We start from the raw sequence: 17,282 nt of genomic DNA on the forward strand, positions 1-17,282 counted from the left end.
CGGATCACCAGCCCCACCCCCTGCACCACCCCGCCGCTCGGGAGCCGGGACGCTCCTGAGGCGTCCCGGCTCCCGAGTGGCGGGGTGGTGCAGGGGGTGGGGCTGGTGATCCGGGATCAGGAGGCGGCGATCGCCTCGGTGACCGCGGAGCGGGCGTCGGCGGCGCTGTCGGCGGCGAGAGCGAGCTCCGCGTACCGCCTGGCGTCGTCGAGGGTGTGCTCGGCCAGCTCGGCGCGGACGTCGGCGAGAGCCGACGGTGACATCGAGAGGGTGGTGGCGCCGAGGCCGACGAGGACCACGGCGAGCAGCGGGTCGGCGGCGGCTTCTCCGCAGATCCCGACGGGCTTGCCCAGCGCCGCTCCCGCGCGGCCGACCTCGCCGACGAGGCGGAGCACGGCCGGGTGCCACGGGTCCTGGAACGCCGAGACCGTGCCGAGCATGCGGTCGGCGGCGAGCGTGTACTGGGTCAGGTCGTTGGTGCCGATCGAGGCGAAGTCCGCGACTCCGAGGATGCGGTCGGCGAGCAGGGCGGAGGAGGGGACCTCCACCATCACTCCGGCGGTGCGGATGCCGAGCTCCCGCGCCATCGAGGTGAAGTAGCGGGTCTCGTCCACGGTCGCGACCATCGGCGCCATGACCCAGAGGTCGGCGTCGGTGGCGGCGTCGGCCTGGGCGAGGGCGGTGAGCTGGTCGCGGAGGATCTGCTCGCTGGCGCGGAGGGCGCGCAGTCCGCGGAGACCGAGGGCCGGGTTCTCCTCGTGGTCGTCGTTGAGGAAGCTCAGCGGCTTGTCGGCGCCGGCGTCGAGCGCGCGGACGACGACCTTGCGGCCGGGGAACGCGGCGAGCAGGCGCGTGTACTGCTCCGCCTGCTCGGCGACCGAGGGCGCCTCCTTCGCGTCGAGGAAGAGGAACTCGGTGCGGAACAGCCCCACTCCCTCGGCGCCGAGCTCGACCGCGTTCGCAGCGCCGTCGGCCGAGCCGAGGTTCGCGAGCAGCGGCACGGCGTGGCCGTCGGCCAGCGCGCCGGGGACGACCGGTGCGGCGAGCATCTCGGCGCGCTCGGCGATCGAGGACTTCGCGGCGCCGATCTCGGCGTCCGAGGGGTTCACCGTCACGACGCCGGAGGTGGCGTCGAGGATGACGAGCTGGCCGTCCCGCAGGTCGAGGGCGCCGGTGGTGCCGACGATGGCGGTGATCGACTTCTCCCGGGCGAGGATCGCCGTGTGCGAGGTCGGTCCTCCGTCGCTGGTGATCAGGCCGAGGACCTTCTCGAGGTCGAGCAGCGCCGTGTCGGCCGGAGCGAGGTCGCGGGCGACGAGCACGAACGGCTCGTCCGACTCGGGGACGCCGGGAGCGGCGACGCCGCGGAGGTGCGCCACGACGCGCTGCGAGACGTCGTCGAGGTCGGTCGCGCGCTCGGCCATGTAGCCGCCCATCGCCACGAGCAGGTCGCGGAAGCCGGCGAAGGCCTCGTGCACGGCGCGCTCCGCGGTCTTGCCCCCGGCGATCCGCGCCTTGACGTCGTCCGCGAGGGACGGGTCCTCGGCCATCAGGGCCTGGGCGTCGAGGACGTCCTTCGCCGAGCCGCCGGCCCGCTCGCCTCGGTGGCGGATCGTCGCGGCGGTGGCGGACAGCGACGAGACGGCGCGCTCCTCCTCCTGGGCGACGCTGCGGGTGCTGGCGGTGTCCTCGGGTTCGGGCAGCGGCTCCGGCATGCGCAGGACCGGCCCGAGGGCCAGCCCGCGTCCCACTCCGGTGCCCTGGAGCTTGGCGGAGGCGTAGGCGGTCTGAGGAGTGGACAGCGTCATGGGTGCTCGTTCCTGTCGTGCGGAGTGCGGGCGGGAGAAGAGGATGCGGGGGCGGCGGCGTGGGGCCGGCAGAGGGCGGGGCCGGGTCCCGCAGGCGCCTGATGCGACCCGGTGAGGGTCGCCGTCACGCTCCAGGGGCTGCCGCGGCTACCGGCGCCGTGGGCGCCGGGGCCGGCCGCCTCGCGTGACGCTCCGCGTCACGCGTCGTGGTCGGTGGTGAGGAAGGTCGCGAGCTCCTCGAGCACGGCCTGCTCGTTGTCGCCCTCGACGCTGACGGTGAGCTCGTCGCCGTGCTCGATGCCGAGCGAGATGATCCCGAGGATCGACGCGGCGTTGACCGGGGTCGCGTCGCCCTTGGCGACGAGGACCTTCTGACCCGACTTCGCCGCGGCCTGGCTGAAGAGCGAGGCGGGGCGGGCGTGGAGGCCCTTCGACGATGCAACCTGCACGGTGCGCTCGACCATGAACGTTTCTCCTTGATCCTGCAGTCGCGACTGCATCAGTGGTGCCCGGAGTCGGGCTCGCCCGGACGGACCGGGCGGGTGGAGGAGTCCCCGTCCGCGCCTGCGACGACCGCGCGAGCGGCGAAGAGGACGGGCAGGGTCTCGAGCACGGCATCGGCACCGTGCGCTCCGAAGACATCGGGCGGGAGGAGGGCGGCCGCGGCTCCCACGAGCTCCGCACGGTGGCGGAGTCCGTCGAACTGCGACTCGAGGTGCGGCCCCACGAGGAGGACGTCGGCCTCGGGGAGGGAGTGGTCGAGACCGGTGAGGGTCTCGGAGCGGAACACGGCATCCATGCCGCGCTCCTTCGCGCCCGCTCGCAGCCGGTGGGCCAGGAACGTGCTCGACGCGCCTGCACCGCAGACGATCAGGATCTTCCGCACCTCGTTCGCCTCCTCGCGTCCGGGTCGTGATTCATCCAAGCATCCCCTCGGAGGGGCGGCACCCTCCAGCAGACAATCTTCCGCGGGGGCGGAAGACGGCCCCTTCCACCCGCGGCGCGGGGGCTCCCGGGCGCGTCGCCGGGGTGATTGACTGACGGGACGTACGACTCGCCGCCCGCGTCCTGCGGGCCCGCGGCAGGGTCGTGGCGCTCCCGGCGCCCGCCCCGACCGCACGCCTGGAGCCTGATGCCTGACAACCGCGAACGACTGCTGGAGTACCTCTCCCGCGCCGACGGCTGGGTGACGGCGCACGAGCTCGCCGACAGGCTCGGAGTCACCACCCGCAGCGTCCGGAGCTACGTCACCGCGGTGAAGGCGCAGGCCGCCCCGCTGGAGCCGGTCGAGTCCTCCGCGAACGGCTACCGGCTCGCGCGCGAGGCGTACGCGGCCTACCTGGAGGCGCAGCGCAGCCGCGACGTCGAGCCCGACACACCGCGTGACCGGCTGTACAGCATCGTCCGCCGCCTGGTCGACTCCGACGAGGGCCTTGACGTCTTCGCCCTCGCCGACGCGCTGTCGGTGAGCGAGTCGACCGTCGACGCCGATCTGCGCCGGGTGAAGGCCCTCGCCGACGAGGCCGGCCTCGGGCTGGTCCGGCGCGGCCCGTCGGTGCGCCTCGAGGGCAGCGAGGAGGCCCGCCGCCGCCTGATCTCGCGGATGTTCCGCGACGAGAGCGCGCAGGGCGTCTTCACGCTCGACGACGTCCAGCGCGAGTTCGCCTCCCCCGGCCTCGGCGCCTTCAAGACCGAGCTGCTGGCCGAGCTCGAGACCCGCGGCTACTACATCAACGACTACGGCGTGAACAGCGTCCTCCTCCACATCGCGATCGCCGTCGACCGCGTCGCCCGGGGCATCGGGGACACCTCCGGCTCCCGCCCCTCCCCCGCGATCCACGGCGAGCTCGCGGCCCTGCTGGCGGAGCTGGTGGAGCGGCACTTCGCGACGCGCCTGACCGACGCCGAGCTCGCCCAGCTCGCGATCCTGATGACGACGCGGGTGGCGACGCCCGGGCAGAACGAGCCGGTCGCCGCCGTGGTCGAGAACTACCTCGACCCGGAGGACCTCGCCGTCGTCCGCGAGCTCGTCGCCGACGTCAACCGCGAGTACCTGGTCGACCTCGACGACGAGGGCTTCATCGTCCGCCTCGCCCTGCACGTGCGGAACCTGATCGCCCGGGCCGCCGAGGGCGGTTACTCCCGCAACCCGCTCACCCGCTCGATCAAGACCAGCTACCCGATGACCTACGAGATCGCGGTGTTCCTGGCGAGCGGGCTGCAGCGCCGGCGGGGCATCGTGGTCAACGAGGACGAGATCGCCTACATCGCCCTCCACGTCGGCTCCTTCCTCGAGCGGGTGTCCCGGCGGGAGGAGCGTCTGTCCTGCGTGATCGTCTGCCCCAACTACTACGACCTCGCTCACATGCTGCGCCTGCGCGTCGAGCGCTCCCTCGGCACCGAGGTGGAGGTGCGCTCGCTGATCACGCGGAGCGACGTCGACTGGGACCGGCTCACCGCCGACCTCGTGATCACCACGATCGACGAGCGCCCCGCGTCCGACGACGTCGTGGTGGTGCAGCCGTTCCTCACCGACCACGACGTCGAGACGGTGCGCCGCGCCATCGCCCGCGTCCGCCGGCACCGCCGCCGCGCGCAGATCAAGGACGAGCTGCTGCAGTTCTTCGACGAGGAGCTGTTCTTCCGCAACGTGCACGCGCGCGACGAGGCGGCGATGATCCGGATGCTGGGCGAGCGGATGATCGCCGGCGGCATCATCGACGAGGACTACGTCGACGGCGCCATCGAGCGCGAGCGGATGAGCTCCACGGCGTTCACCGACAACCTCGCGGTCCCGCACGCGATGGCGATGAGCGCCCGCCGCACCTCCATCGCGATCGTCGTGAACGACACCGCGATGGAGTGGGGCGAGCAGCGGGTGAACGTGATCGCGATGATCGCGTTCGCCTCGGCCGGCCGCAGCACCTTCCAGTCGGTGTTCGACCAGTTCGTCGAGGTGTTCGCCGACCGGGCGGAGGTGCAGCGCCTCATCCGGCGCTCCACGGACTTCGGCGGCTTCATCGAGGAGCTGGTGCGGGTGATCGACAGCTAGCCGACACCCGCACTCCGGGTGGAGCCGGAGGGCGCTGTCGTCCTCCCGCTCCCGCGCTTCGTGGGCGCCCGACGGGCCCCCGCCGGGCGCGAGAGGCCACGAGGAGCCTCCTCCGCATCGGATCTGAGGAGCTCCGCGTTGCGGCCTCTAGGCGAAGGGCGTCGGCACGATCCCGTAGGGGGCGAGGCCGGCCGCGCCGCCGTCGGCGAGCGTGGTGACCCAGATGCCGTCGTGGTGCACGGCGACGGAGTGCTCCCAGTGGGCGGCCATGCTGCTGTCCTCGGTCGCGACCGTCCACTCGTCCTCGCGGACGAAGGTCTCGGCGCTGCCCGCGGTGACCATCGGCTCGATCGCGACGACGAGTCCCGGCTTCACCTGGGGGCCGCGCTGGCGCACCCGGTAGTTGAAGACCGGCGGAGCCTCGTGCATGGTGCGCCCGATGCCGTGGCCGATGTAGTCGGTGAGGATGCCGTAGACGCGGCCCGAGCGCTCGGCCTCGTCCTCGATGTACTCCTCGATCGCCGCGCCGACCTCGTTGAGATGGCGGGCGGAGGCGAGGGCGGCGATCCCCCGCCACAGGGATCCCTCGGTCACCCGCGAGAGCTCGGCGCGTGCCGCGACCTCCTCCGGGCGGGAGGGATCGGGCAGGACCACCGTCATCGCGGAGTCGCCGTTCCAGCCGTCGATCTCGGCGCCGCTGTCGATGGAGACCAGGTCGCCCGGCTCGAGCACGCGCCCGCCGGGGATGCCGTGGACCACCTCGTCGTTGACCGAGGCGCAGATCGTGTGCCGGTAGCCCGGGACGAGCTGGAAGTTCGAGTGGCCGCCGAGCGCGACGATCGCCGCCTCGGCGATCGCGTCGAGCTCGAGCGTGGTGACGCCCGGGCGGACCGCCGCGCGGACCGCGTCGAGCGAGGCGGCCGTGGCGAGGCCCGGAGCGAGCATCGACCGCAGCTGCGCGGGCGTCTTGTAGAGCGAGGAGCGGAACGCCACGGCTCAGGCGGCCGGGGTGTCGAGGCGGCCCACGCGGTGGCCCTCGAGGGCGACGACGATCCGCTCGGTCACCTCGTCGACCGGCCCGAGGCCGTCGACCACGACCACGAGCCCGCGGGCCGCATAGACGTCGATGAGCGGAGCGGTCTGCTCCTCGTAGAGCGAGAGTCGGCGCCGGATGACGTCCTCGGTGTCGTCGCTGCGCCCCTGCTCGAGCGAGCGCTTGAGCAGGCGGCCGACGACCTCGTCGGGATCGGCCGTCAGCTGGACGACCGCGTCGAGCCGGTTGTCGTCCGCGGCGAGGATGCGGTCGAGCTCGTCGACCTGCTCCGTGGTGCGCGGGTAGCCGTCGAGCAGGAACCCGGTCGACACGTCCGCCTCCTGGAGGCGGTCGTGCACGATCGCGTTGGTCAGCTCGTCCGGCACGTAGCGCCCGTTGTCGAGATAGGCCTTCGCCTGGAGACCGAGCTCGGTCTCGTTGGCGACGTTCGCGCGGAAGATGTCCCCGGTGGAGATGGCGGGCACCTGGAGGATGTCGCTCAGCCGAGCGGCCTGGGTCCCCTTGCCTGCGCCGGGAGGGCCGATCAGCAGGAGACGGAAGCCGATCGGGTGCGACGTCATCGGAGGAGTCCTTCGTAGTGGCGCTGCTGCAGCTGGGAGTCGATCTGCTTCACCGTCTCCAGGCCGACTCCGACGATGATCAGGATGGACGTGCCGCCGAAGGGGAAGTTCTGGTTCGCACCGACCAGCGCGAGAGCCACGAGGGGCACGAGCGCGATGAGGCCGAGGTAGACCGATCCGGGCAGCGTCACCCTGGTGAGCACGTAGTTGAGGTACTCGGCGGTCGGGCGGCCGGCGCGGATGCCGGGGATGAACCCGCCGTAGCGCTTCATGTTGTCGGCGACCTCGTCCGGGTTGAAGGTGATCGCGACGTAGAAGTAGGTGAAGCCCACGATCAGGAGGAAGTACAGCGCCATGTAGAGCGGGTGATCGCCCTTGGTGAGGTAGTTCGTGATCCAGGTGACCCAGACCGGGGCCTCCTGGCCCGCGGCGGGCTGGTTGAACTGCGCGATGAGCGCGGGCAGGTACAGCAGCGACGAGGCGAAGATGACGGGCACGACGCCGGCCATGTTGACCTTGATCGGGATGTAGGTGTTGTTGCCGCCGTAGGTGCGGCGGCCGACCATCCGCTTGGCGTACTGCACGGGGATCCGCCGCTGCGACTGCTCCACGAAGACCACGGCGACCACGAGCACGAGGCCCACGCCGAGGACGAGGAGGAAGGTCTCGAAGCCGCGCGACTGCGCGATCGACCACAGGGAGGTGGGGAACTGGGCGGCGATCGAGGTGAAGATCAGCAGCGACATGCCGTTGCCGATGCCGCGCTCGGTGATGAGCTCGCCCATCCACATGATGATCCCGGTGCCCGCGGTCATGGTGATGACCATGAGGAGGATGGAGTACCACTCGTCGGTGATGATGAGCGCCGAGCACTCCGGGACGCCGGAGTTGCCGAAGAGGGCGCCCGAGCGGGCGACGGTGATCAGCGTCGTCGACTGGAGGACGCCGAGCGCGATGGTGAGGTACCGCGTGTACTGGGTGAGCTTGCCCTGACCGGACTGCCCCTCCTTGTACAGGGTCTCGAAGTGAGGGATGACCACGCGCAGCAGCTGCACGATGATCGACGCCGTGATGTACGGCATGATCCCGAGCGCGAAGATCGACAGCTGGAGCAGTGCTCCACCGCTGAAGAGGTTCACGAGCTCGTAGAGACCCGAGGTGCCCTGGTTGCCGGCGAGACAGGCCTGCACGGCGCTGAAGTCGACGAACGGAGCAGGGATGAAGGATCCCAGCCGGAAGATCGCCACGATCGCGAGGGTGAAGCCGATCTTGCGGCGGAGGTCGGGGGTGCGGAAGATCCGCGCAACGGCGCCAAACACTACCTAAGGTCTCCTGCTCAATTCTGTGGTGCGGGATACAGGTCGAGCTTGCCACGCGCTCCCGGAGGGAGTCGGCGTGGCAAGCTCGACCGACAAGCTGCTGGTGCTACTTGATGGATCCGCCCGCAGCGACGATCTTCTGCTCGGCAGAGCTGGAGACCTTGTCGACCGCGACGTTCAGCTTAACCGCAATGTCGCCGTCCCCGAGGACTTTGACCTTCTCGTTCTTGCGGACAGCACCCTTGGCGACCAGGTCGCCGATGGTGACGTCGCCGCCCTGGGGGTAGAGCTCCGCGAGAGCGGACAGGTTCACGACCTGGTACTCGACCCGGAACGGGTTCTTGAAGCCGCGCAGCTTCGGGGTGCGCATGTGCAGCGGCATCTGCCCACCCTCGAAGCCGACGCGCACCTGGTAGCGGGCCTTGGTGCCCTTGGTGCCGCGACCGGCGGTCTTTCCCTTGGAGCCCTCACCGCGACCCACGCGGGTCTTGGCCTTCTTGGCTCCGGCAGCGGGGCGGAGGTGGTGGACCTTGAGCACGTGCTCCTTGGTCGCCGGCGCCGCCGCGCCCTTCGTGGTGGTCGCCTGCGCGGGAGTCGTGGACTCCGCGGCGGCGGCCTTCTTCGTCTCAGCCATTAGTCAATCTCCTCGACCTTCACCAGGTGGGCGACGGTCTTCACGTATCCGCGGTTCTGGGCGTTGTCCTCGCGGACGACGCTCTGACCGATCTTCCTGAGGCCGAGCGAGCGCAGCGTGTCGCGCTGGTACTGCTTCTCGCTGACCTTCGACTTGATCTGGGTCACCTTGAGCTGGGCCATCAGGCACCTGCCTTCGCGTTGGACGCGGCGGCGAGGGCGTCGGCCTCGGCACGGACGAGACGTGCCGGCGCGACCTGGTCGAAGTCGAGACCACGACGAGCGGCGACGGCGCGCGGCTCCTCGAGCTGCTTCAGAGCCTCGACGGTCGCGTGAACGATGTTGATGGTGTTCGACGAGCCGAGCGACTTGCTCAGGACGTCGTGGATGCCGGCGCACTCGAGGACGGCGCGGACGGGACCGCCGGCGATGACACCGGTACCCGCGGCGGCGGGGCGCAGGAGCACCACACCGGCGGCGGCCTCACCCTGGACGGGGTGCGGGATGGTCGAGGCGACGCGGGGGACGCGGAAGAAGTTCTTCTTCGCCTCCTCGACGCCCTTGGAGATGGCGGTCGGGACCTCGCGGGCCTTGCCGTAGCCGACGCCCACCAGTCCGTTGCCGTCTCCGACGACCACGAGCGCGGTGAAGCTGAAGCGACGTCCGCCCTTGACGACCTTCGACACGCGGTTGATGGTCACGACGCGCTCGAGGAACTGGCTCTTCTCGGCGTCACGGCCACCGCGGTCGCGGCCACCCTGGTTGCGGTCGCGGCCGCCGCGGCGGGGCTCACGAGCCTCCTGCTGCGGCTGCGTGGACGCAGCGGTCTCGACGGGGGCCTCCGACACAGCGGCGACCTCGGGTTCCTTGTTCTCTGCGGCGCTCACAGGTTGAGCCCTGCCTCTCGTGCTCCATCGGCGATCGCGGCGACGCGACCGGCGTACTTGTTGCCTCCGCGGTCGAAGACGACCGCCTCGACACCGGCGTTCTTGGCGCGCTCGGCGACGAGCTCGCCGACCTTGCGGGCCTTGGCGGTCTTGTCGCCGTCGAACACGCGCAGGTCGGCCTCGAGGGTCGACGCCGACGCGAGGGTGCGGCCCTGAGCGTCGTCGACGACCTGCACGAAGACGTGGCGGGCCGAGCGGTTGACGACGAGGCGGGGGCGCTCGGCGGATCCGACGACCTTCTTGCGCAGACGGTCGTGACGACGACCCCGCGCAGCGGACTTGCTCTTTCCTCTGGTTCCGAGTCCCATGATCACTTACCGCTCTTTCCGGCCTTGCGGCGAACGACCTCGCCGGCGTAGCGCACGCCCTTGCCCTTGTAGGGCTCGGGCTTGCGGATCTTACGAATGTTGGCGGCCACCTCACCGACGGCCTGCTTCGAGATGCCGTGCACGGTGAGCTTGTTGTTGCCCTCGACCGTGAACGAGATGCCCGCGGGCGGGGTGACGACGACCGGGTGCGAGAAGCCGAGCGCGAACTCGATGTCCGAGCCCTTCGCCAGCACGCGGTAACCGGTTCCGACGACCTCGAGGCCCTTGGAGTAGCCCTGCGTGACACCGATGATGTCGTTCGCGATGAGCGTGCGGGTGAGGCCGTGGAGCGAGCGCGACTCGCGCTCGTCATCGGGACGCGAGACCAGCACCTGGCCGTTCTCGACGGACACCTGGATGGGGCTGGCGACCGAGACGGTCAGCTCGCCCTTGGGGCCCTTGACGGTCACAGCGGATCCGGCGACGGAGACGTCGACGCCCGCCGGGATCTCGATGGGGAGTCTTCCAATACGCGACATGAGGGGTTACCACACGTAGGCGAGGACTTCCCCACCCACGCCCTTCTTCTCGGCCTGGCGGTCGGTCAGGAGACCGCTCGAGGTGGACAGGATGGCGACGCCGAGGCCGCCGAGCACGGTGGGGATCTCGGCCGACTTCGCGTACACGCGGAGTCCGGGCTTCGAGACCCGCTTGATGCCGGCGATCGAGCGCTCGCGGTTCGGGCCGTACTTGAGGGAGATGGAGAGCGTCGTGCCGACGCGCGCCTCCTCGACCTTCCAGTCGGCGATGTAGCCCTCGGTCTTGAGGATCTCGGCGATGTTCGCCTTGAGCTTCGAGCCCGGGAGGGTGATGGAGTCGTGGTGCGCGGAGTTCGCGTTACGGATTCTGGTCAGCAGATCTGCGACCGGATCAGTCATGGTCATGGCTGATGGTGCCTTTCTCGCCTGGTTTCGGCACCCTTTACAAGAGTGACGACCTGTGGTGTGGGACGGCGCCGACGACGTCGACGCCCATGCGACCGCGCGAACGCAGGCCAACGAGCCATGCTACATGGCCGAGGTCCTGCGGTCGAGGGCCGATCGTGCACGGGATCCGGGGATCCCGCGTGGCGCCCGCCGCCGGCTCCGGACGGACCGGCCCGGCGGCGGACGCACGACGAGGCCGGAGGGCGGTTCTCACCGTCCCCCGGCCTCGAGGCTTGCTGCTTACGCGTTGTCCGACGACTTGAACGGGAAGCCGAGCTGCTTGAGCAGCGCGCGACCCTCGTCGTCGGTCTTGGCGGTGGTCACGACGGTCACGTCGAAGCCGCGGACGCGGTCGATGCGGTCCTGGTCGATCTCGTGGAAGATCGACTGCTCCGTGATGCCGAAGGTGTAGTTGCCGTTGCCGTCGAACTGGCGGTCCGACAGCCCGCGGAAGTCGCGGATGCGGGGCAGCGCCACCGAGAGCAGGCGGTCCAGGAACTCCCAGGCGCGGTCGCCCCGGAGGGTGACGTGAGCGCCGATGGCCTGGCCCTCGCGCAGCTTGAACTGCGCGATGGACTTGCGGGCCTTGGTGACCTGCGGCTTCTGACCGGTGATGGCGGTGAGGTCCTTGACCGCGCCGTCGATGATCTTGCCGTCGCGGGCGGCCTCACCGACACCGGTGTTGACGACGACCTTGACCAGGCCGGGGACCTGGTGGACGTTGCCGAAGCCGAACTGCTCCTTGAGAGCGGGGATGATGTCGGCCTGGTACTTGGCCTTGAGCCGCGGCTGAACCTTCGCAGCCACTGCGGTGGTGTCAGTCATTACAGTTCCTCACCCGACGCCTTCGCGTAGCGCACGCGAACGGTCTTGGTCACGCCGTCCTTGGTGACGGCCACGTTGCGGTGGCCGACCCGGGTCGGCTTCTTGGTCTTCGGGTCGACGAGCGCGACGTTGGAGATGTGGATCGAGGCCTCGACGGTCTCGATGCCGCCCTCCTTCGAGCCGCGCTGCGTCTGGCCGACGCGGACGTGCTTCTTGACGAAGTTCACGCCCTCGACGACGACGCGGTTGCGCTCGACCAGCACCTCGAGGACCTTGCCCTGCTTGCCGCGGTCTCCACCGCGGGCCTGGGTAGCGCCCGAGATGACCTGGACGAGGTCACCCTTCTTGATCTTGGCCATGACTAGATAACCTCCGGTGCCAGCGAGACGATCTTCATGAACTTCTTGTCGCGGAGCTCGCGACCGACCGGTCCGAAGATGCGGGTGCCACGGGGGTCCCCGTCGTTCTTGAGGATGACGGCGGCGTTCTCGTCGAACTTGATGTACGAGCCGTCGGCGCGACGGGTCTGCTTGATGGTGCGGACGATGACGGCCTTGACCACGTCGCCCTTCTTCACGTTGCCACCGGGGATCGCGTCCTTGACGGTGGCGACGATGATGTCACCGAGGCCCGCGTAGCGGCGGCCGGAGCCTCCGAGGACGCGGATGGTGAGGAGCATCTTGGCGCCGGTGTTGTCGGCGACCTTGACTCGGGATTCTTGCTGAAGCATGTGTCTCTCCTGCTAACTCAAGTAGGCCGCGGCCTACTTGGCCTTCTCGAGGATCTCGACCAGGCGCCAGCGCTTGGTGGCGCTGAGGGGACGGGTCTCGCTGATGACGACGGAGTCGCCGATGCCGGCGGAGTTCAGCTCGTCGTGGACCTTGACCTTGGACGTACGGCGGATGACCTTGCCGTACAGCGGGTGCTTCACCCGGTCCTCGACCTCGACGACGATGGTCTTGTCCATCTTGTCGCTGGTGACGTAGCCGCGACGGGTCTTGCGGTATCCGCGAGCGCCCGCCTCCTTCACGTCGTGGGCGGCCGACTCGTGGCCGGCGCTGTCATTGACGGTTGCCATTACTTGGCCTCCTCGTTCGACTCGGTCGCCTCGACCTCGGCCTTGGCGGCCTTCTTGGTCTTGGGCTTCTTCTCCGCCTTGGCCGGGGCCTCGACGGGTGCGGGGGTGGCGCGGATGCCCAGCTCGCGCTCACGGATGACCGTGTAGATGCGGGCGATGTCGCGCTTGACGGCACGTAGGCGGCCGTTGGTGTCCAGCTGACCGGTGGCCGACTGGAAGCGGAGGTTGAACAGCTCCTCCTTGGCCTTCTTCAGCTCGGTGACGAGACGCTCGTCCTCGTAGGTGTCGAGCTCGGCGGGGGCGAGCTCCTTGGATCCGATCGCCATTACGCGTCTCCCTCCTCGCGCTTGATGATGCGTGCCTTGAGGGGCAGCTTGTGGATGGCACGGGTCATGGCCTCACGAGCGAGCTGCTCGTCGACGCCGGCGACCTCGAAGAGGACGCGACCCGGCTTGACGTTCGCGACCCACCACTCCGGCGAGCCCTTACCGGAACCCATGCGGGTCTCGGCGGGCTTCTTGGTGAGCGGACGGTCGGGGTAGATGTTGATCCACACCTTTCCGCCGCGCTTGATGTGACGCGTCATCGCGATACGAGCGGACTCGATCTGACGGTTGGTCACGTAGGCGGGGGTGAGGGCCTGGATGCCGAACTCACCGAACGACACCTTGGTGCCACCGGTGGCCTGGCCGGACCGGCCCGGGTGGTGCTGCTTGCGGTGCTTGACTCGACGCGGAATCAACATGGTTATGCCTCAACTCCTGCTGCGACGGGCGCCTCGCTCTGCTGGCGGGGTGCACGGCGCGGACGGTCGCTGCGCTCGGGGCGCGACGACTTGCTGTTCGCCTGCTCGCGGGCGAGCTCCTTGTTGGTGATGTCGCCCTTGTAGATCCAGACCTTCACGCCGATGCGGCCGAAGGTGGTCTTCGCCTCGTAGAAGCCGTAGTCGATGTTCGCGCGGAGGGTGTGCAGCGGCACGCGTCCCTCGCGGTAGAACTCCGAGCGGCTCATCTCGGCGCCGCCGAGGCGGCCGGAGACCTGGATGCGGACGCCCTTGGCGCCGGCGCGCTGAGCACCCTGCAGGCCCTTGCGCATCGCGCGGCGGAAGGCCACGCGGGCGGAGAGCTGCTCGGCGATGCCCTGGGCGACCAGCTGCGCCTCGGCCTCGGGGTTCTTGACCTCGAGGATGTTCAGCTGGATCTGCTTGCCCGTGAGCTTCTCGAGGTCGGCGCGGATGCGCTCGGCCTCGGCGCCGCGGCGGCCGATCACGATGCCCGGGCGGGCGGTGTGGATGTCGACGCGGACGCGGTCACGGGTGCGCTCGATCTCGATGCGGGCGACGCCCGCACGGTCGAGCTGCGTGGCGAGGAGTCGGCGGATCTTGACGTCCTCGGCGAGGTAGTCGCTGTACCGCTGGCCCTTCTTGGTGCTGTCGGAGAACCAGCGCGACACGTGGTCGGTGGTGATTCCCAGACGGAAACCGTAGGGGTTTACTTTCTGACCCATTACTTGGTCCCCTCCTCAGGAGTGGCCAGCACGACGGTGATGTGGCTGGTGCGCTTGTTGATGCGGAAGGCACGACCCTGAGCACGGGGCTGGAATCGCTTGAGGGTGGTTCCCTCATCGACGAAGGCGCGGGACACGATCAGGTCCTGGTCGTCGAGGTACTCGTTCGAGGCATCGGCCTTGACGCGAGCGTTGGCCATCGCCGAGGCGACGAGCTTGTAGACGGGCTCGGACGCACCCTGCGGCGCGAACTTCAGGATGGCCAGTGCCTCCTGAGCCTGCTTCCCGCGGATCAGGTTCACGACACGGCGAGCCTTCTGGGGGGTGACGCGGATGTGTCGCACGCGTGCGATCGACTCCACCATTTCTCTCCTCCTTCTCGTCGCCGCGTCAGCGGCGACGGCCCTTCTTGTCGTCCTTCTCGTGACCGCGGAAGGTCCGAGTGGGGGCGAACTCGCCGAGCTTGTGGCCGACCATGGTCTCGGTCACGAACACGGGGATGTGCTTGCGACCGTCGTGGACCGCGATGGTGTGACCCAGCATCGCCGGGATGATCATCGAACGGCGCGACCAGGTCTTGATGACGTTCTTGTTGCCGGCTTCGTTGGCCGTGAACACCTTGCGGAGCAGGTGGTCGTCAACGAAGGGGCCCTTCTTGAGACTGCGAGGCATCTTCTACAACTCCTACTTGCGCTTCTTACCGGCGGTGCGGCGGCGAACGATGAGCTTGTCGCTCTCCTTGTTGGGGCGACGGGTGCGTCCCTCGGACTGACCCCACGGGCTGACCGGGTGGCGTCCACCGGAGGTCTTGCCCTCTCCACCACCGTGCGGGTGGTCGACCGGGTTCATCGCGACACCGCGGACGGTCGGGCGGACGCCCTTCCAGCGCATGCGGCCGGCCTTGCCCCAGTTGATGTTCGACTGCTCGGCGTTGCCGACCTCGCCGATCGTGGCGCGGCAGCGCGCATCGACGTTGCGGATCTCGCCCGACGGCAGGCGGAGCTGCGCGTAGGGCCCGTCCTTGGCGACGAGGCGGACCGAGGTGCCGGCCGAGCGGGCGAGCTTGGCGCCGCCTCCCGGCTTGATCTCGATGGCGTGGATGACCGTACCGGTCGGGATGTTGCGCAGCGGCAGGTTGTTGCCGGGCTTGATGTCGGCGCCGGCGCCCGACTCCACGACGTCGCCCTGCGAGAGCTTGTTCGGGGCCAGGATGTAGCGCTTGGTGCCGTCCACGAAGTGGAGCAGCGCGATGCGCGCCGTGCGGTTGGGGTCGTACTCGATGTGAGCGACCTTGGCGTTGACGCCGTCCTTGTCGTTGCGACGGAAGTCGATCAGACGGTACTGGCGCTTGTGGCCACCACCGATGTGACGCGTCGTGATGCGGCCGGAGTTGTTGCGGCCACCGGTCTTGGACAGCGGGCGCAGGAGCGACTTCTCGGGCGTCGAGCGGGTGATCTCGGCGAAGTCGGCAACGCTGGAGCCGCGGCGACCGGGGGTCGTGGGCTTGTACTTACGAATAGCCATTGTCTGTTTCCTCTACGCTTCTTCGGCTCAGCCGACGCTCGTGAAGATGTCGATGGAGCCGGACTTCAGCGTGACGATCGCGCGCTTGGTGTCCTTGCGCTTGCCGGTGCCGAACTTCGTGCGGCGGGTCTTGCCCTGGCGGTTCAGCGTGTTGATCGACGCGACCTCGACGCCGAAGATCTTCTCGATGGCGAGCTTGATCTCGGTCTTGTTCGAACGCGGGTCGACCACGAAGGTGTACTTGCCCTCGTCGATCAGGCCGTAGGACTTCTCCGAGACCACCGGGGAGATGATGACGTCGCGGGGGTCCTTGTTGAACGCGGCGGACTGGCTCATGCGTTCACCTCTTCCTTGTTGGACTCGACGCCCGACTTGGCCGCGATGAACGCGTCGAGCGCGCCCTTCGAGAACACGATGTCGTCGGAGACGAGCACGTCGTACGCGTTGAGCTGGTCGGCCGGCAGGATGTGCACGAACGGCACGTTGCGGAGCGAGAGCTCGGCGATGTAGTCGTCGCGCTCGAGCACCACGAGGACGTTGCGCGACACCGAGAGGGCGTCGAGCAGGACGAGGACGTCCTTGGTCCGGGGGGTGTCGCCGAGGGCGAGGGACTCGACCACGTGGATGCGGGCACCGCGGGCGCGGTCCGAGAGAGCGCCGAGCAGAGCAGCGGCGATCATCTTCTTGGGGGTGCGCTGCGCGTAGCTGCGGGGGGTCGGTCCGTGGACCACGCCACCACCGGTCATGTGCGGGGCGCGGATCGAGCCCTGACGAGCGCGACCGGTTCCCTTCTGCTTGAACGGCTTGCGACCGGCTCCGGAGACCTCACCGCGGTTCTTCGTCTTGTGGGTTCCCTGGCGCGCCGCGGCGAGCTGGGCCACGACGACCTGGTGGATGAGGGGGATGTTGGTCTGGACGTCGAAGAGCGCGGCGGGGAGCTCGACCGAGCCCGCCTTCTGGCCCTTGACGTCGATGATGTCGACAGAGGTAGCCATGGAACTACGCTCCCTTCACGGCGTTGCGAACGAACACGAGGCGACCGCGGGCACCGGGGACGGCGCCCTTGACGAGCAGCAGGCCCTTCTCGGCGTCCACGGAGTGCACCTTGAGGTTGAGCACGGTGACGCGCTCGCCACCCATGCGACCGGCCATGCGCATGCCCTTGAAGACACGGCTGGGGGTCGAGGAGGCGCCGATGGAGCCGGGCTTGCGGTGGTTGCGGTGCGAACCGTGCGAAGCCGAGACGCCCTTGAAGTTGTGACGCTTCATGACACCGGCGAAGCCCTTGCCCTTGCTGGTGCCGACGACGTCGACCTTGGTGCCGGCCTCGAAGACGGCGTCCACGGTCAGCTCCTGGCCGGCCGAGTAGTCGGCGGCGTCGGAGGTGCGGACCTCGGTGAGGTGGCGGCGGGGGGTGACGCCCGCGGCGTCGAAGTGACCGGCGGCGGGCTTGTTCACCTTGCGCGGGTCGATCGCACCGGCGGCGAGCTGGACGGCGGTGTAGCCGTCCTTCTCCTCCGTGCGGACCTGGGTCACGACGTTGGGGCTGATCTCGATGACGGTGACCGGCACGAGCTTGTTGTTCTCGTCCCAGACCTGGGTCATTCCGAGCTTGGTGCCGAGGAGGCCCTTGCTGGTCTTCAGCGTGGGGGAAACAGTGACAGACATGGTGGCACTCCTCC

General features: G+C 69.2%; 26 protein-coding genes. 1 reads left to right on the forward strand and 25 read right to left on the reverse strand.

Annotated features, from left to right (window positions below; translation table 11 throughout):
- Window positions 1-116 precede the first annotated feature (116 nt).
- The 3 genes from ptsP to C5C25_RS13115 all read right to left on the reverse strand — a co-directional run bounded on the left by ptsP (window position 117) and on the right by C5C25_RS13115 (window position 2,733).
- Window positions 117-1,715 carry a phosphoenolpyruvate--protein phosphotransferase gene (gene ptsP, locus C5C25_RS13105; RefSeq protein WP_374955575.1) on the reverse strand — a complete coding sequence of 533 codons (1,599 nt, stop codon included), beginning with the start codon at window positions 1,713-1,715 and terminating at the stop codon, window positions 117-119.
- A gap of 290 nt (window positions 1,716-2,005) precedes the next feature.
- Entirely contained in the window at window positions 2,006-2,272 is a 267-nt protein-coding gene (locus tag C5C25_RS13110) for an HPr family phosphocarrier protein (protein WP_104224553.1), read from the reverse strand.
- Window positions 2,273-2,307: 35 nt separating this feature from the next.
- On the reverse strand, window positions 2,308-2,733 hold the full coding sequence (locus C5C25_RS13115) for a PTS sugar transporter subunit IIB (protein WP_181065531.1): 426 nt from the start codon (window positions 2,731-2,733) through the stop codon (window positions 2,308-2,310).
- 207 nt (window positions 2,734-2,940) lie between these two features.
- Between C5C25_RS13115 and C5C25_RS13120 the strand changes: the two genes are divergently transcribed.
- Window positions 2,941-4,860: a BglG family transcription antiterminator gene (locus C5C25_RS13120; RefSeq protein WP_104250877.1), complete on the forward strand. Its 1,920-nt coding sequence runs from the start codon at window positions 2,941-2,943 to the stop codon at window positions 4,858-4,860.
- A gap of 147 nt (window positions 4,861-5,007) precedes the next feature.
- On the opposite strand, the gene map is transcribed toward C5C25_RS13120, so the two are convergent.
- From map to rplC, 22 genes are all read right to left on the reverse strand, one after another.
- Complete coding sequence (map, locus tag C5C25_RS13125) at window positions 5,008-5,853, reverse strand: type I methionyl aminopeptidase (protein WP_104250878.1); 846 nt, start codon at window positions 5,851-5,853, stop codon at window positions 5,008-5,010.
- Window positions 5,854-5,856: 3 nt separating this feature from the next.
- Entirely contained in the window at window positions 5,857-6,474 is a 618-nt protein-coding gene (locus tag C5C25_RS13130) for an adenylate kinase (protein WP_181133704.1), read from the reverse strand.
- Window positions 6,471-7,793 carry a preprotein translocase subunit SecY gene (gene secY / locus C5C25_RS13135; RefSeq protein ID WP_104224557.1) on the reverse strand — a complete coding sequence of 441 codons (1,323 nt, stop codon included), beginning with the start codon at window positions 7,791-7,793 and terminating at the stop codon, window positions 6,471-6,473. The genes C5C25_RS13130 and secY overlap by 4 nt, the downstream gene beginning before the upstream one ends.
- Window positions 7,794-7,899: 106 nt before the next feature.
- Window positions 7,900-8,427 (reverse strand): 50S ribosomal protein L15, encoded by a 528-nt coding sequence (rplO, locus tag C5C25_RS13140; RefSeq protein ID WP_104226755.1) that lies wholly within the window; start codon window positions 8,425-8,427, stop codon window positions 7,900-7,902.
- Window positions 8,427-8,609, reverse strand: coding sequence for a 50S ribosomal protein L30 (rpmD, locus tag C5C25_RS13145; protein ID WP_181024623.1), 183 nt, complete (start codon window positions 8,607-8,609; stop codon window positions 8,427-8,429). Before rpmD ends, rplO begins: the two co-directional genes overlap by 1 nt.
- Entirely contained in the window at window positions 8,609-9,313 is a 705-nt protein-coding gene (gene rpsE, locus C5C25_RS13150; RefSeq protein ID WP_104224559.1) for a 30S ribosomal protein S5, read from the reverse strand. Before rpsE ends, rpmD begins: the two co-directional genes overlap by 1 nt.
- The gene (rplR, locus tag C5C25_RS13155; RefSeq protein ID WP_056037296.1) at window positions 9,310-9,681 is read right to left on the reverse strand and encodes a 50S ribosomal protein L18; all 372 of its coding nucleotides are present in this window, start codon (window positions 9,679-9,681) and stop codon (window positions 9,310-9,312) included. The genes rpsE and rplR overlap by 4 nt, the downstream gene beginning before the upstream one ends.
- A 2-nt stretch (window positions 9,682-9,683) precedes the next feature.
- Complete coding sequence (gene rplF / locus C5C25_RS13160) at window positions 9,684-10,220, reverse strand: 50S ribosomal protein L6 (RefSeq protein ID WP_104224560.1); 537 nt, start codon at window positions 10,218-10,220, stop codon at window positions 9,684-9,686.
- Window positions 10,221-10,226: 6 nt separating this feature from the next.
- Complete coding sequence (rpsH, locus tag C5C25_RS13165; RefSeq protein ID WP_068209423.1) at window positions 10,227-10,625, reverse strand: 30S ribosomal protein S8; 399 nt, start codon at window positions 10,623-10,625, stop codon at window positions 10,227-10,229.
- Window positions 10,626-10,907: 282 nt separating this feature from the next.
- Entirely contained in the window at window positions 10,908-11,492 is a 585-nt protein-coding gene (rplE, locus tag C5C25_RS13170; RefSeq protein WP_068209425.1) for a 50S ribosomal protein L5, read from the reverse strand.
- Window positions 11,492-11,851 (reverse strand): 50S ribosomal protein L24, encoded by a 360-nt coding sequence (gene rplX / locus C5C25_RS13175; RefSeq protein ID WP_104224561.1) that lies wholly within the window; start codon window positions 11,849-11,851, stop codon window positions 11,492-11,494. Before rplX ends, rplE begins: the two co-directional genes overlap by 1 nt.
- Window positions 11,852-11,853: 2 nt before the next feature.
- A complete protein-coding gene (gene rplN / locus C5C25_RS13180) occupies window positions 11,854-12,222 on the reverse strand; it encodes a 50S ribosomal protein L14 (RefSeq protein ID WP_104224562.1) in 369 nt (122 codons plus the stop codon).
- 33 nt (window positions 12,223-12,255) lie between these two features.
- Window positions 12,256-12,570 carry a 30S ribosomal protein S17 gene (rpsQ, locus tag C5C25_RS13185; RefSeq protein ID WP_104224563.1) on the reverse strand — a complete coding sequence of 105 codons (315 nt, stop codon included), beginning with the start codon at window positions 12,568-12,570 and terminating at the stop codon, window positions 12,256-12,258.
- On the reverse strand, window positions 12,570-12,896 hold the full coding sequence (gene rpmC / locus C5C25_RS13190; RefSeq protein ID WP_104224564.1) for a 50S ribosomal protein L29: 327 nt from the start codon (window positions 12,894-12,896) through the stop codon (window positions 12,570-12,572). The genes rpsQ and rpmC overlap by 1 nt, the downstream gene beginning before the upstream one ends.
- A complete protein-coding gene (gene rplP / locus C5C25_RS13195) occupies window positions 12,896-13,315 on the reverse strand; it encodes a 50S ribosomal protein L16 (protein WP_068209436.1) in 420 nt (139 codons plus the stop codon). The genes rpmC and rplP overlap by 1 nt, the downstream gene beginning before the upstream one ends.
- A 2-nt stretch (window positions 13,316-13,317) precedes the next feature.
- Window positions 13,318-14,076: a 30S ribosomal protein S3 gene (rpsC, locus tag C5C25_RS13200; protein ID WP_068209439.1), complete on the reverse strand. Its 759-nt coding sequence runs from the start codon at window positions 14,074-14,076 to the stop codon at window positions 13,318-13,320.
- Window positions 14,076-14,441, reverse strand: a complete 366-nt coding sequence (rplV, locus tag C5C25_RS13205; RefSeq protein ID WP_077221988.1) for a 50S ribosomal protein L22 — start codon at window positions 14,439-14,441, stop codon at window positions 14,076-14,078. The genes rpsC and rplV overlap by 1 nt, the downstream gene beginning before the upstream one ends.
- Window positions 14,442-14,466: 25 nt before the next feature.
- Entirely contained in the window at window positions 14,467-14,748 is a 282-nt protein-coding gene (rpsS, locus tag C5C25_RS13210) for a 30S ribosomal protein S19 (protein ID WP_055787078.1), read from the reverse strand.
- Window positions 14,749-14,760: 12 nt separating this feature from the next.
- On the reverse strand, window positions 14,761-15,600 hold the full coding sequence (gene rplB, locus C5C25_RS13215; protein ID WP_068251462.1) for a 50S ribosomal protein L2: 840 nt from the start codon (window positions 15,598-15,600) through the stop codon (window positions 14,761-14,763).
- A 27-nt stretch (window positions 15,601-15,627) separates the two neighbouring features.
- Entirely contained in the window at window positions 15,628-15,936 is a 309-nt protein-coding gene (gene rplW, locus C5C25_RS13220) for a 50S ribosomal protein L23 (RefSeq protein WP_068209445.1), read from the reverse strand.
- Window positions 15,933-16,595 (reverse strand): 50S ribosomal protein L4, encoded by a 663-nt coding sequence (gene rplD / locus C5C25_RS13225; RefSeq protein ID WP_104224565.1) that lies wholly within the window; start codon window positions 16,593-16,595, stop codon window positions 15,933-15,935. Before rplD ends, rplW begins: the two co-directional genes overlap by 4 nt.
- Window positions 16,596-16,599: 4 nt before the next feature.
- Window positions 16,600-17,268, reverse strand: a complete 669-nt coding sequence (gene rplC, locus C5C25_RS13230) for a 50S ribosomal protein L3 (protein ID WP_104224566.1) — start codon at window positions 17,266-17,268, stop codon at window positions 16,600-16,602.
- Window positions 17,269-17,282: the final 14 nt, after the last annotated feature.

It is taken from the genome of Rathayibacter sp. AY2B9, from assembly GCF_002931595.1.
In the GTDB taxonomy this organism is placed as follows: domain Bacteria; phylum Actinomycetota; class Actinomycetes; order Actinomycetales; family Microbacteriaceae; genus Rathayibacter.

What these genes read in the sequence shown, in the direction of transcription:
- ptsP (WP_374955575.1), bottom strand. Translation starts at nt 1,715, where the DNA reads ATGCCGGAGCCGCTGCCCGAACCCGAGGACACCGCCAGCACCCGCAGC.
- C5C25_RS13110 (WP_104224553.1), bottom strand. Translation starts at nt 2,272, where the DNA reads ATGGTCGAGCGCACCGTGCAGGTTGCATCGTCGAAGGGCCTCCACGCC.
- C5C25_RS13120 (WP_104250877.1), top strand. Translation starts at nt 2,941, where the DNA reads ATGCCTGACAACCGCGAACGACTGCTGGAGTACCTCTCCCGCGCCGAC.
- C5C25_RS13130 (WP_181133704.1), bottom strand. Translation starts at nt 6,474, where the DNA reads ATGACGTCGCACCCGATCGGCTTCCGTCTCCTGCTGATCGGCCCTCCC.
- rplO (WP_104226755.1), bottom strand. Translation starts at nt 8,427, where the DNA reads ATGGCTGAGACGAAGAAGGCCGCCGCCGCGGAGTCCACGACTCCCGCG.
- rpmD (WP_181024623.1), bottom strand. Translation starts at nt 8,609, where the DNA reads ATGGCCCAGCTCAAGGTGACCCAGATCAAGTCGAAGGTCAGCGAGAAG.
- rplR (WP_056037296.1), bottom strand. Translation starts at nt 9,681, where the DNA reads ATGGGACTCGGAACCAGAGGAAAGAGCAAGTCCGCTGCGCGGGGTCGT.
- rplF (WP_104224560.1), bottom strand. Translation starts at nt 10,220, where the DNA reads ATGTCGCGTATTGGAAGACTCCCCATCGAGATCCCGGCGGGCGTCGAC.
- rpsH (WP_068209423.1), bottom strand. Translation starts at nt 10,625, where the DNA reads ATGACCATGACTGATCCGGTCGCAGATCTGCTGACCAGAATCCGTAAC.
- rplE (WP_068209425.1), bottom strand. Translation starts at nt 11,492, where the DNA reads ATGACTGACACCACCGCAGTGGCTGCGAAGGTTCAGCCGCGGCTCAAG.
- rplX (WP_104224561.1), bottom strand. Translation starts at nt 11,851, where the DNA reads ATGGCCAAGATCAAGAAGGGTGACCTCGTCCAGGTCATCTCGGGCGCT.
- rplN (WP_104224562.1), bottom strand. Translation starts at nt 12,222, where the DNA reads ATGCTTCAGCAAGAATCCCGAGTCAAGGTCGCCGACAACACCGGCGCC.
- rpsQ (WP_104224563.1), bottom strand. Translation starts at nt 12,570, where the DNA reads ATGGCAACCGTCAATGACAGCGCCGGCCACGAGTCGGCCGCCCACGAC.
- rpmC (WP_104224564.1), bottom strand. Translation starts at nt 12,896, where the DNA reads ATGGCGATCGGATCCAAGGAGCTCGCCCCCGCCGAGCTCGACACCTAC.
- rplP (WP_068209436.1), bottom strand. Translation starts at nt 13,315, where the DNA reads ATGTTGATTCCGCGTCGAGTCAAGCACCGCAAGCAGCACCACCCGGGC.
- rpsC (WP_068209439.1), bottom strand. Translation starts at nt 14,076, where the DNA reads ATGGGTCAGAAAGTAAACCCCTACGGTTTCCGTCTGGGAATCACCACC.
- rplV (WP_077221988.1), bottom strand. Translation starts at nt 14,441, where the DNA reads ATGGTGGAGTCGATCGCACGCGTGCGACACATCCGCGTCACCCCCCAG.
- rpsS (WP_055787078.1), bottom strand. Translation starts at nt 14,748, where the DNA reads ATGCCTCGCAGTCTCAAGAAGGGCCCCTTCGTTGACGACCACCTGCTC.
- rplB (WP_068251462.1), bottom strand. Translation starts at nt 15,600, where the DNA reads ATGGCTATTCGTAAGTACAAGCCCACGACCCCCGGTCGCCGCGGCTCC.
- rplW (WP_068209445.1), bottom strand. Translation starts at nt 15,936, where the DNA reads ATGAGCCAGTCCGCCGCGTTCAACAAGGACCCCCGCGACGTCATCATC.
- rplD (WP_104224565.1), bottom strand. Translation starts at nt 16,595, where the DNA reads ATGGCTACCTCTGTCGACATCATCGACGTCAAGGGCCAGAAGGCGGGC.
- rplC (WP_104224566.1), bottom strand. Translation starts at nt 17,268, where the DNA reads ATGTCTGTCACTGTTTCCCCCACGCTGAAGACCAGCAAGGGCCTCCTC.